Annotated in this window: 5 protein-coding genes, 2 tRNA genes and 3 rRNA genes; 9 read left to right on the forward strand and 1 reads right to left on the reverse strand. The window is 58.0% G+C overall.

The annotated features are described in order from the left end of the window. The first annotated feature begins 28 nt into the window (after positions 1-28). The 8 genes from phnA (at position 29) to rrf (ending at position 9,293) form a co-directional block, all read left to right on the forward strand. Entirely contained in the window at positions 29-1,294 is a 1,266-nt protein-coding gene (gene phnA / locus AC3WOG_RS28675; RefSeq protein ID WP_492581203.1) for a phosphonoacetate hydrolase, read from the forward strand. Next, positions 1,291-2,742 (forward strand): phosphonoacetaldehyde dehydrogenase, encoded by a 1,452-nt coding sequence (gene phnY / locus AC3WOG_RS28680; protein ID WP_492581204.1) that lies wholly within the window; start codon positions 1,291-1,293, stop codon positions 2,740-2,742. The genes phnA and phnY overlap by 4 nt, the downstream gene beginning before the upstream one ends. Before the next feature lie 4 nt (positions 2,743-2,746). Continuing rightward, positions 2,747-3,307 (forward strand): phosphonate degradation HD-domain oxygenase, encoded by a 561-nt coding sequence (locus AC3WOG_RS28685; RefSeq protein ID WP_492581205.1) that lies wholly within the window; start codon positions 2,747-2,749, stop codon positions 3,305-3,307. 557 nt (positions 3,308-3,864) lie between these two features. Next, positions 3,865-5,393: ribosomal RNA gene (locus tag AC3WOG_RS28690) — 16S ribosomal RNA — on the forward strand. A 76-nt stretch (positions 5,394-5,469) separates the two neighbouring features. After that, positions 5,470-5,546, forward strand: a tRNA-Ile gene (locus AC3WOG_RS28695). A 67-nt stretch (positions 5,547-5,613) separates the two neighbouring features. Further along, positions 5,614-5,689, forward strand: a tRNA-Ala gene (locus AC3WOG_RS28700). 340 nt (positions 5,690-6,029) lie between these two features. Next, positions 6,030-8,911, forward strand: a 23S ribosomal RNA gene (locus AC3WOG_RS28705). Positions 8,912-9,180: 269 nt separating this feature from the next. Beyond that, positions 9,181-9,293: ribosomal RNA gene (rrf, locus tag AC3WOG_RS28710) — 5S ribosomal RNA — on the forward strand. Together the 16S, 23S and 5S rRNA genes with 2 tRNA genes alongside form the textbook arrangement of a ribosomal RNA operon. Positions 9,294-9,459: 166 nt before the next feature. Here rrf and AC3WOG_RS28715 read toward each other — a convergent pair. Then, entirely contained in the window at positions 9,460-10,470 is a 1,011-nt protein-coding gene (locus AC3WOG_RS28715; RefSeq protein ID WP_492581206.1) for a LysR family transcriptional regulator, read from the reverse strand. 201 nt (positions 10,471-10,671) lie between these two features. Between AC3WOG_RS28715 and AC3WOG_RS28720 the strand changes: the two genes are divergently transcribed. Further along, positions 10,672-12,834 carry an FUSC family protein gene (locus AC3WOG_RS28720; RefSeq protein ID WP_492581207.1) on the forward strand — a complete coding sequence of 721 codons (2,163 nt, stop codon included), beginning with the start codon at positions 10,672-10,674 and terminating at the stop codon, positions 12,832-12,834. Positions 12,835-12,927 lie beyond the last annotated feature (93 nt).

Consider the following 12,927-nt stretch of genomic DNA (forward strand, 5'->3'; position numbering starts at 1 on the left):
GCGTGATCGACACGCACGGAAGGTAACGATGACAACTCCAGGCGAACGCAGTATCGAAGTGAACGGCCGTAGCTACCGGCTCCCGGCTGAGCCTACCGTGGTCGTCTGCGTGGACGGCTGCGAATACGATTACCTCGAAGCCGCCGTCGCGGCGGGCGTGGCGCCGTTCATCGGCAAGATGCTCAGGAGCGGTGCGGCCTTCAGAGGTGACTGCGTGATTCCGTCGTTCACCAACCCCAATAATTTGTCGATTGTCTGCGGCGTGCCGCCGTCGGTACATGGCATCTGCGGCAACTACTTCTGGGATCCGGACGCGAACGGCGGCGAAGGCGCGGAAGTGATGATGAACGATCCCGCCTATCTGCGCGCCGGTACGCTGCTGGCAGCTGCCGCCGAAGCAGGCGCCGCGGTTGCCGTGGTCACCGCGAAAGACAAGCTGCGCCGGCTGCTCGGCTGGCAACTGAAAGGCATCTGCTTCTCGGCGGAAAAAGCCGACAAGGTGACGCGCGAGGAAAACGGCATCGATGAGGTGCTCGATCTGGTCGGCTTGCCGGTCCCGGACGTATATAGCGCCGGTCTGTCCGAGTTCGTATTCGCCGCCGGTGTGCGGCTCGCGCAAACCCGCAAGCTCGATCTGATGTACCTGTCGACTACCGACTACATCCAGCACAAATGGGCGCCCGGCACCGAAGGCGCGAACGCGTTCTACGCGATGATGGACGGCTATCTCGCGAAGCTCGACGCGCTCGGCTGGGTGATCGGCCTCACCGCCGACCACGGCATGAACGCCAAACACGATCCGCAGACCGGCGAGCCGAACGTGATCTATTTGCAGGACGTGATGGACGATTGGCTCGGCGCTCGCCGCGCACGTGTCATCTTGCCGATCACCGATCCGTATGTGGTGCATCACGGCGCGCTCGGTTCGTTCGCGACGATTTACCTGCCGCGCGATGTCAACGTCGCGCAGGTCATCGAGCAGATCGGCGGCTTGCAAGGCATCGAAGTGGTGCTCGACAATCGCGCTGCGTGCGAGCGCTTCGAGCTGCCGAACGACCGCGTCGGCGATATCGTCGTGGTGAGCACCAGACATGTCGTGCTCGGTACACGTCGCGAACAACACGACCTCTCCGGGCTGACCGTGCCACTGCGCTCGCACGGCGGGATTTCCGAGCAGGAAGTGCCGCTGCTGTTCAATCGGCGCGTCGAGGCTTTGCCAGCTGGTAAAAGTGGTAAGAGGCTGCGCAACTTCGATATCTTCGATGTCGCATTGAATCATGTGGCGGCATCATGAATGCGATGCTGCAGGACCATCCGGCATTTCGCACGGAAGCGCTGCGGCTCAAAGGCGAGCGAGCGACGCGTGAGCGCACGCTTGACGTGTTCGATCCGTATACGGGTACGCGGGTTGGCACCGTCCCGCTGGCGAGCATCGACGACGTGCGCGCCGCGTTCGAATATGCCGCCGCGTATCAGGCGAAGCTCACACGCTACGAACGTTCGCAGATTCTCGAGCGCGCCGCAGTGTTGCTGCGCGAGCGGACCGAAGCGGCCTCGGATCTGATTTCGCTCGAGTCGGGCTTGTCGAAGCAGGATTCACGTTACGAGATCGGCCGTGTTGCCGATGTATTCAAGTTCGCGTCGATCGAAGCGTTGCGCGACGACGGGCAGAGCTTCTCCTGCGATCTGACGCCGCATGGCAAGAAGCGCCGGGTGTTTTCGCAGCGCGAGCCGCTGGCGGGTGTGATCGTCGCGATTACGCCGTTCAACCATCCGATGAACCAGGTCGCGCATAAGATTGCGCCGGCGATCGCGACGAATAATCGCGTTGTGCTCAAGCCGTCGGAGAAGGTGCCGTTGTCGGCGTTCTATCTGGCGGACATTCTGTATGAAGCCGGCTTGCCCGCACCGATGCTGCAGGTGCTGACCGGCGATCCGCGCGAAATCGCCGATGAACTGATTACGCATCCGTTGGCCGAGCTCGTGACCTTTACGGGCGGCGTGGCGATCGGTAAATACATTGCCGCGAAGGCGGCCTACCGGCGCGTCGTGCTGGAACTGGGCGGCAACGATCCGCTGATCGTGCTCGAAGACGCCGACCTCGAACGCGCGGCGACGCTTGCCGTGCAGGGCTCGTATAAGAACTCCGGGCAGCGCTGCACCGCGGTCAAGCGGATGCTGGTGCAGAAGCGTATCGCGGCGGATTTCACGGATCTGGTCGTCGAGAAAACGCGCGCGTGGACCTATGGCGATCCGTTCGATGCTTCGAATCAGATGGGCACCGTGATCGACGCCGCCGCCGCACAGCTTTTCGAAGCGCGCGTCAACGAAGCGGTGGCGAGCGGCGCGCGGTTGCGAATCGGCAACCAGCGCAACGGCGCACTCTATTCGCCGACGGTGCTCGATAACGTCGATCCGTCGATGACGCTTGTGCGCGAGGAAACCTTCGGGCCCGTGTCGCCGATCATCGCCTTCGATACGCTCGACGACGCGATTCATATCAGCAACGGGACGCCGTTCGGGTTGTCGTCCGGTGTGTGCACGAACCGGCAGGACGCGATCACGCGCCTCATCAATGAGCTGCGCGTGGGGACGGTCAACGTATGGGAAGTGCCGGGATACCGGATCGAATTGACGCCGTTCGGCGGCATCAAGGATTCCGGGCTTGGCTATAAAGAAGGCGTTCAGGAAGCGATGAAGAGCTTCACCAACCTGAAGACCTTTTCATTACCGTGGGAGTAATGGCGTGGCATTGAGTCTGAGCGACATCCGTTCGCTATTCGAGCAATACGGCAATCTCGCTTATAGCGGCGAGCCGGTGACGCAACTCGAACACGCGCTGCAAAGCGGCGCATTGGCAGAAGAAGAGGGTGTCGACGACGAACTGGTCGCCGCCGCCTTTTTGCACGACCTCGGCCATCTGCTGAATCTGCAAGGCGAAACACCGACGGAGCGCGGCATCGACGATCTGCATCAATATTTTGCGCTACCGTTCTTGCGGCCAGTGTTGTCGGATGCGGTATTGGAGCCGATCCGGCTGCACGTCGACGCCAAGCGCTGCCTATGCGCGATCGACAATGCCTATTTCGGCAAGCTTTCGGCCGATTCGGTGCGGAGCCTGGAGTTGCAAGGCGGCATCTTCAGCGAGGAAGAGGCTGCGATGTTCCTGAAGAAGCCCTACGCCGAAGACGCATTGCGCCTGCGCAAATGGGACGATCGCGCAAAAGAAGAGGGCCGTGTGACGCCCGATCTCGATCACTATTTAGGTGTGATTGAGCGAGCGATGCAGAAACACGTGACTGCCTGAATCGGTTATTCTTGTTTGCTATCTTCGCGCCAAATCTGGCGCAGTCCATACGTATCAAAATAACGCTTGCAAGCCGTCGTCCGGCTCGCTAGAATCTCGCTCTTTCGCGCTTCGGACAACGGGGCGCGGGAGGCGGGAGAGCCAGCAATGGCGGGGGTTTCCGACAGGTCGGGCAGGTTCAGGAAGTTAGAAAAACCTGTTGACGACGTAGCGAAAGTTCTCCATAATCTCGTTTCTCTGCTGCTGATGCAGCGACGCAGAACGAAGCGGTGCCGGGTGGTTGTGAGGTTGACGACGCGCGGTGCTGTGACGGTGGTGAATGCGTAATCGATCTTTAAAAATTAACAGCCGATAAGTGTGGGCGCTTGATGCGCGACGCGCGCCGGGTCTTTCGGGGTCCGGCATAAGCGAAAGTATCAAGTCTCACACTAGTATTAAAGGAAGGTTTTCCTGCTGGGGTGGATTCACGCCGGCAGGTTGATCATTCGTCAGTACGTTGAGTGAGCGACCGGTTCATAAGCAGGCAACTGCGAGAACCGAAAAACAGTAACAGGTTTGAACTGAAGAGTTTGATCCTGGCTCAGATTGAACGCTGGCGGCATGCCTTACACATGCAAGTCGAACGGCAGCACGGGAGCAATCCTGGTGGCGAGTGGCGAACGGGTGAGTAATACATCGGAACGTGTCCTGTAGTGGGGGATAGCCCGGCGAAAGCCGGATTAATACCGCATACGCTCTACGGAGGAAAGGGGGGATCTTCGGACCTCCCGCTACAGGGGCGGCCGATGGCAGATTAGCTAGTTGGTGGGGTAAAGGCCTACCAAGGCGACGATCTGTAGCTGGTCTGAGAGGACGACCAGCCACACTGGGACTGAGACACGGCCCAGACTCCTACGGGAGGCAGCAGTGGGGAATTTTGGACAATGGGGGCAACCCTGATCCAGCAATGCCGCGTGTGTGAAGAAGGCCTTCGGGTTGTAAAGCACTTTTGTCCGGAAAGAAAACTTCTGCCCTAATACGGCGGGGGGATGACGGTACCGGAAGAATAAGCACCGGCTAACTACGTGCCAGCAGCCGCGGTAATACGTAGGGTGCAAGCGTTAATCGGAATTACTGGGCGTAAAGCGTGCGCAGGCGGTTCGCTAAGACAGATGTGAAATCCCCGGGCTTAACCTGGGAACTGCATTTGTGACTGGCGGGCTAGAGTATGGCAGAGGGGGTAGAATTCCACGTGTAGCAGTGAAATGCGTAGAGATGTGGAGGAATACCGATGGCGAAGGCAGCCCCCTGGGCCAATACTGACGCTCATGCACGAAAGCGTGGGGAGCAAACAGGATTAGATACCCTGGTAGTCCACGCCCTAAACGATGTCAACTAGTTGTCGGGTCTTCATTGACTTGGTAACGTAGCTAACGCGTGAAGTTGACCGCCTGGGGAGTACGGTCGCAAGATTAAAACTCAAAGGAATTGACGGGGACCCGCACAAGCGGTGGATGATGTGGATTAATTCGATGCAACGCGAAAAACCTTACCTACCCTTGACATGTATGGAACCTGGCCGAGAGGTCGGGGTGCCCGAAAGGGAGCCATAACACAGGTGCTGCATGGCTGTCGTCAGCTCGTGTCGTGAGATGTTGGGTTAAGTCCCGCAACGAGCGCAACCCTTGTCCCTAGTTGCTACGCAAGAGCACTCTAGGGAGACTGCCGGTGACAAACCGGAGGAAGGTGGGGATGACGTCAAGTCCTCATGGCCCTTATGGGTAGGGCTTCACACGTCATACAATGGTCGGAACAGAGGGTCGCCAACCCGCGAGGGGGAGCCAATCCCAGAAAACCGATCGTAGTCCGGATCGCACTCTGCAACTCGAGTGCGTGAAGCTGGAATCGCTAGTAATCGCGGATCAGCATGCCGCGGTGAATACGTTCCCGGGTCTTGTACACACCGCCCGTCACACCATGGGAGTGGGTTTTACCAGAAGTGGCTAGTCTAACCGCAAGGAGGACGGTCACCACGGTAGGATTCATGACTGGGGTGAAGTCGTAACAAGGTAGCCGTATCGGAAGGTGCGGCTGGATCACCTCCTTTCTCGAGCTAACGTGTCAAACGTTGAGCGCTCACGCTTATCGGCTGTGAATTAGGACAGTAAGTCAGACAGACTGAGGGGTCTGTAGCTCAGTCGGTTAGAGCACCGTCTTGATAAGGCGGGGGTCGATGGTTCGAATCCATCCAGACCCACCATTGTCTTGTCTGCGATGGCTGCGCTAATCGATGAATCCCGAAGTAGGGTGATTATCTGTGCATGACTGGGGGATTAGCTCAGCTGGGAGAGCACCTGCTTTGCAAGCAGGGGGTCGTCGGTTCGATCCCGTCATCCTCCACCAATCTTCAATGCCGGTTTTACTGCGGTGAACCTTGAAAGAGGTTTGCGGTGTAGTGAAACAGGCATTGGCGATTGAGCCAGTCAGAGTGATACGTGGTTATAGCAACTGCGATATCGGCTGTCGTTCTTTAACAATCAGGAAGAAGTAGTAAAGAGATTCACGAAAGGCACTTAGAGATGGGTGCTGAGTAGGTGAATCAGGGTTGTGATTGTATCAATGTATGAAAAGAGAGATCGAAAGATTGCTCTTGGAATACGGCGCAACACGAATACTCAACCTGTAGCGATTGTGACGAACGTGTCATTCCCAGTGGGTGACACATGAGACACACCCGTTATAGGGTCAAGCGAACAAGTGCATGTGGTGGATGCCTTGGCGATCACAGGCGATGAAGGACGCGGTAGCCTGCGAAAAGCGGTGGGGAGCTGGCAAACGAGCTTTGATCCACCGATATCCGAATGGGGAAACCCGGCCCGTATGGGTCATCCGTAGCTGAATACATAGGCTACGTGAAGCGAACGCGGTGAACTGAAACATCTAAGTAACCGCAGGAAAAGAAATCAACCGAGATTCCCAGAGTAGTGGCGAGCGAAATGGGACCAGCCTGTACTCTTTATCCGTACTGTTAGTCGAAAGCTCTGGAAAGTGCTGCCATAGCAGGTGATAGCCCTGTAGACGAAAACAGAATGGAAGAACTGGGTGTACGACAAGTAGGGCGGGACACGTGAAATCCTGTCTGAAGATGGGGGGACCATCCTCCAAGGCTAAATACTCGTGATCGACCGATAGTGAACCAGTACCGTGAGGGAAAGGCGAAAAGAACCCCGGGAGGGGAGTGAAATAGATCCTGAAACCGCATGCATACAAACAGTCGGAGCCTCTGCGAAGGGGTGACGGCGTACCTTTTGTATAATGGGTCAGCGACTTACATTCAGTGGCAAGCTTAACCGATTAGGGCAGGCGTAGCGAAAGCGAGTCCGAACAGGGCGATTCAGTCGCTGGGTGTAGACCCGAAACCAGGTGATCTATCCATGGCCAGGATGAAGGTGCGGTAACACGTACTGGAGGTCCGAACCCACTAACGTTGAAAAGTTAGGGGATGAGCTGTGGATAGGGGTGAAAGGCTAAACAAACCTGGAAATAGCTGGTTCTCTCCGAAAACTATTTAGGTAGTGCCTCGTGTATCACCTTCGGGGGTAGAGCACTGTCATGGTTGTGGGGTCCATTGCGGATTACTACGCCATAGCAAACTCCGAATACCGAAGAGTGCAATCACGGGAGACAGACATCGGGTGCTAACGTCCGGTGTCAAGAGGGAAACAACCCAGACCGCCAGCTAAGGTCCCCAAATATTGCTAAGTGGGAAACGAAGTGGGAAGGCTAAAACAGTCAGGAGGTTGGCTTAGAAGCAGCCATCCTTTAAAGAAAGCGTAATAGCTCACTGATCGAGTCGTCCTGCGCGGAAGATGTAACGGGGCTAAGCAATATACCGAAGCTGCGGATGCACAGTAATGTGCATGGTAGGAGAGCGTTCCGTAAGCCTGCGAAGGTGCATTGAAAAGTGCGCTGGAGGTATCGGAAGTGCGAATGCTGACATGAGTAGCGATAAAGGGGGTGAAAGGCCCCCTCGCCGTAAGCCCAAGGTTTCCTACGCAACGTTCATCGGCGTAGGGTGAGTCGGCCCCTAAGGCGAGGCAGAAATGCGTAGCTGATGGGAAGCAGGTTAATATTCCTGCACCATTGTTAAATGCGATGGGGGGACGGATCGCGGAAGGTTGTCCGGGTGTTGGAAGTCCCGGTCCTTGCATTGGAGAAGGCGCTCAGGCAAATCCGGGCGCGGAATTCAAGGGTGCGAGGCCATTCACTTCGGTGAAGAAGCAATCGGAAGTGGTTCCAAGAAAAGCCTCTAAGCTTCAGTTTAACAGGACCGTACCGCAAACCGACACAGGTGGGCGAGATGAGTATTCTAAGGCGCTTGAGAGAACTCGGGAGAAGGAACTCGGCAAATTGGTACCGTAACTTCGGGATAAGGTACGCCCCTGTAGCCTGACTGGCCTGCGCCAGGAGGGTGAAGGGGTTGCAATAAACTGGTGGCTGCGACTGTTTAATAAAAACACAGCACTCTGCAAACACGAAAGTGGACGTATAGGGTGTGACGCCTGCCCGGTGCCGGAAGATTAAATGATGGGGTGCAAGCTCTTGATTGAAGTCCCGGTAAACGGCGGCCGTAACTATAACGGTCCTAAGGTAGCGAAATTCCTTGTCGGGTAAGTTCCGACCTGCACGAATGGCGTAACGATGGCCACACTGTCTCCTCCCGAGACTCAGCGAAGTTGAAGTGTTTGTGATGATGCAATCTCCCCGCGGCTAGACGGAAAGACCCCATGAACCTTTACTGTAGCTTTGCATTGGACTTTGAACCGATCTGTGTAGGATAGGTGGGAGGCTATGAAGCGGGAACGCCAGTTTCCGTGGAGCCGTCCTTGAAATACCACCCTGGTTTGTTTGAGGTTCTAACCTTGGTCCGTGATCCGGACTGGGGACAGTGCATGGTAGGCAGTTTGACTGGGGCGGTCTCCTCCCAAAGTGTAACGGAGGAGTACGAAGGTACGCTAGGTACGGTCGGAAATCGTGCTGATAGTGCAATGGCATAAGCGTGCTTAACTGCGAGACCGACAAGTCGAGCAGGTGCGAAAGCAGGTCATAGTGATCCGGTGGTTCTGTATGGAAGGGCCATCGCTCAACGGATAAAAGGTACTCTGGGGATAACAGGCTGATACCGCCCAAGAGTTCATATCGACGGCGGTGTTTGGCACCTCGATGTCGGCTCATCTCATCCTGGGGCTGTAGCCGGTCCCAAGGGTATGGCTGTTCGCCATTTAAAGAGGTACGTGAGCTGGGTTTAAAACGTCGTGAGACAGTTTGGTCCCTATCTGCCGTGGGCGCTGGATATTTGAAGGGGGCTGCTCCTAGTACGAGAGGACCGGAGTGGACGAACCTCTGGTGTACCGGTTGTCACGCCAGTGGCATCGCCGGGTAGCTATGTTCGGAAGAGATAACCGCTGAAAGCATCTAAGCGGGAAACTCGCCTTAAGATGAGATATCCCCGGGGCTTCGAGCCCCTTGAAGGGTCGTTCAAGACCAGGACGTTGATAGGTCAGGTGTGGAAGCGCAGTAATGCGTTAAGCTAACTGATACTAATTGCCCGTAAGGCTTGATCCTATAACAGGTGTGTCTCGACCAGCGTTAGCGCTTTAGCTGTCGGCCGGAGTGAGTGCTTTAGCACTTGCTCCGGGCCCATGCAAAGCCCTTACGCTGGTCCGATCCCCGAAGGGGATGCGTGTGAACCCCCAGATGGGGTAGCAGAACACACAGGTTGAGATCGATGTTGTGCCGGAAACAACACAACTCCCTCTGGTGAGCATCACCAGAAACTACTTCTTCCCGATTGGCTGTGCTGTTCCCAAAGAACAGTACGGCAACAAGTCATGCCTGATGACCATAGCGAGTCGGTCCCACCCCTTCCCATCCCGAACAGGACCGTGAAACGACTCCACGCCGATGATAGTGCGGATTCCCGTGTGAAAGTAGGTAATCGTCAGGCTCCCATGCAGGACCAGAAACCCCACCCCGCAACGGTGGGGTTTCTGCGTTTACGCCGGTAAAAACCATCGCGACTGACAACACGCCTGGTTCTTTCTCTCAGTTCCTTCCCGGCTGAGGCGCATGCGCCGAAAACCCAGCGCACCGCCTCGTCCTTGCGTTCTGGATTAATGTCCTGGATGGCTATCGCTATCGGCGATCACGCCCGCCGGAGCCGGAACGTGCAACGCGTCATCGGCTGCGAGCGCCCGGTCGACTTCCGCGAGCAGAGCCTCGTCGCGCGCAATCACTTTTGGCAGATGCGCACGCAGAAATTCAACCCATGTCCGTGTCTTTGCATCGATGAACTTACGTGACGGATACAGTGCGTAAATGTTCATCTTCTGCAGCGTATGCTGCGGCAACACGCGCACCAGCGTTCCGTCGCGCAAGCCCGCAATCGCAGAATAGAGCGGTACCATGCCGATGCCCATTCCTTCACGAATCGCCACGATCAGCGATTCCGCGATATTGACCTGAACCGGCCCGTTGACCTCCATCGTTTCACTGCCGTTAGGCCCGTCGAGTACCCATTCATGGGGCGGAAAGGCTGGCGTATACAAGATCAGGCATTCGTGATGCGCAAGATCGCGAGGTTCTTTCGGCGTGCCGCGGTTGCGCACGTATGCCGGCGACGCGCACAAGATGCTGAATGTCGAGCCTAGCAGCAGCGACACGAGGTCCGAATTCGGCAAAGACGATGCGCCGACCACAGCCACGTCACTGCTACCTTCGAAGAGATCAGGCATCCGCTGCGATAGCGTGAGTTCGACGGTGACCTCGGGATACAGCGCGCGATAGCGCGAGATGGCCGGCAGCACGTAATGCTGGCCGATGCTGGCAAAGCTATGCATGCGCAAAGCGCCGCTCGGCCGCTCGTGCGCGCAACTTGCTTCTTCTTCCGCTGTATCGACGTCTGCGAGAATTTGCAGGCCGCGCTTCAGGTAGCGCTCGCCAGCCGTGGTGAGCGCAAGGCGCCGCGTCGAACGGTTCAGCAAACGTGTGCGCAAATGTGCTTCGAGTTCCGAGACCGCGCGCGACATCGCACCGGTCGTTGAATTGAGCGACTGCGCGGCGGCGGTAAAACTACCGGCTTCGACCACGCGCACGAACACTCGCATATTTTGTAACGTATCCATCGATCCTTCTATTTCACGGCGGAGGCCATATTGTCCGCCTGTCGCGAAAACTCATTGTTGTTCATTCTGGAAGGGACGTTCCGTCCCCGTCCTATTAATGCGCGCGACGCATGCTCCTACAATCGGCGCCTTGCCTGCCGGTGCGCGCGGTTTCTTCGCCGGTGCTTTCTTCAGTGACAAACCGGGGCGCATTGCTTTTCCATGAAACGCCAACATGCGATCAAACAGACGGCGGATTCCCGCCCGCAGTGGAACGACATGTTGCAAGCGCTCAGTGCCGCCACTCGAGATTGGGCGAGCAGCGACGGTCTGGTCTGGCTGCATCTGCTGAAGACCGTAACAGCCGGCCTGCTGGCCCTTGGCATTGCCATGCTGCTGGATCTGCAACAGCCGCGCATCGCGATGACCACGGTGTTCGTGCTGATGCAGCCATTCAGCGGCATGGTGCTCGCCAAGAGTTTCTATCGGATTCTGGGGACCGCTGTAGGTACGGTCGCTGCGCTGGTGCTCGGCTCGCTGTTTGTCCAGCAGCCCGAGTTGTACATGCTCGGCATGACTTGCTGGGTGAGCGCCTGTATCGCTGCGGCGGTCCGTTATCGGCATTTCAGGTGGTATGGCTTCGTGCTGGCGGGTTACACCGCCGCCTTGATCGGCATTCCGAATGTCACGGCGCCCCACGACCTGTTTCTGGCCGCGCTAACGCGCGCGGCGGAAGTGGCGGTCGGCATCGTGTGTTCGAGTGCGGTGAGCGCGCTAATCGTGCCGCAGCGTTCCAGCCTTGCGCTGCGACGCGCGCTACAAATTCGATATACGAATTTTACTGCGTTCGCCGCCGACGTGCTGGGCCGCGGGCTCGAGCGTGGGCAGTTCGAGCGGCGCTTTGCCGATCTGGTCGATGAAATTGTCAGCTTCGAAGCGACGCGCATTTTTGCCGCCTTCGAAGACCCCGCGATGCGCACGCGCAGTCAGCATCTCGGTCGTCTGAACGGCGAATTCATGGACGCATGCGCGCGGCTGCATGCGCTGCATCAGCTGCTCAAGCGTTTGCGCGCTAGCGGGCCGCGAAGGATGGTCGAGGCCATCACGCCGTACTTTCACGAGCTGTCGGCGCTGATCGCGCCACAGCCTGATACTGTCGATGCATCGCGCGTGGCCGCCCGTCTGCGGCTCTTTCAGGCGACGCTGCCACGGCGCGTGCGCGCAACAAGGCGGCCTCTCGAAGCGGCGTCCGCTGAATCGCTGGCGGACTTCGATACGGCCGCGGAACTACTGTATCGGTTCGTCGGCGAATGGATCGGGTATTCGGAGACTTACGCATCGCTGGCGCAGCGCAAGCCGGCAGGGCGGCAGCGCAACACCAGCCGCTATGCCAGCAAGACGAACGGCTTCGTCGTTGCGTTCACCTTTGTCAGGACGGCGGTGGTGACGGCAGTCGTCGGCTGGTTCTGGATCGCTACCGACTGGCCGAGCGGCAGTCTTGCGGTTATTGGCGCAGCGTTGGTATGCGCGCTGACGTCCACCGCGCCGAACGCTTCGAAGATGGCCGTGCAGATAGCCGTCGGCGCCGTGCTGGCGATCATGACCGGCTACCTGTTCACCTGCTACGTTTATCCGAACATCGACGGTTTTCCGCTGCTTTGCACGTCGCTCGCACCGGTGCTTGTGCTCGGCGCGTTCATCGCGACACACAAGCGTGCGTCGGGTTACGGCATCGGTTTTGCGGTGTTCTTCTGCCTGCTCGCCGGACCGGACAACGCCGTCACGTATGCGCCCGATCTGCTGATTAACAACGGTATCGCGGTCACCGCATCGCTGCTGCTCGCCGCGATCGTCTTCGCGGTGGTTTTTCCGGCCGATATGCCGTGGCTCACGGAGAGAATCAAGGGCGATTTGCGCGCGCAGGTCGTGTTCGCGTGCAAGGGCGAACTGCCGGGACTCAATCAGCGATTCCAGTCGAGCACGCACGATCTGACTTCGCAACTGCGTCTGCTGCTGACGCGGCGCTCGCGGCGCCGCCGCGACGCCTTGCGCTGGATGCTGGTCACGCTCGAAGTGGGGCACGCCGTGATCGATCTGCGCAACGAAGTGGCTCGCGCGCCCTACGCGCAGGCGCTCCACCCGCGCTGGGGCAGCAGCCTCGAGCGCACCGGCGCTGACCTCGCTCGGCTCTTCGCGCAGCCGGACGCACGTAGTCTCGAGCGAGCGCTCGTATCCGTGCGCTCGGCTACGTGGACGGTGCAGGACGTCCTCGAAACCGTTCATGCCGATCGCGATAAGCGTCACGACCTGCAACGCATCCTCAGTTGCCTGCATTTCATTCGCACAGCCTTGCTCGACAAAGACGCGCCCTTCAACACGCGCTGAAGGAGGTGCCCGATCACCAGGCGATCCGATCCTTCTGCCAGATGGAAAGATCACTTCCGGGCAGCCCCGTTTATCTGCGCAGATGGCAGCCAT

The organism is Paraburkholderia sp. FW306-02-B (assembly GCF_058782725.1).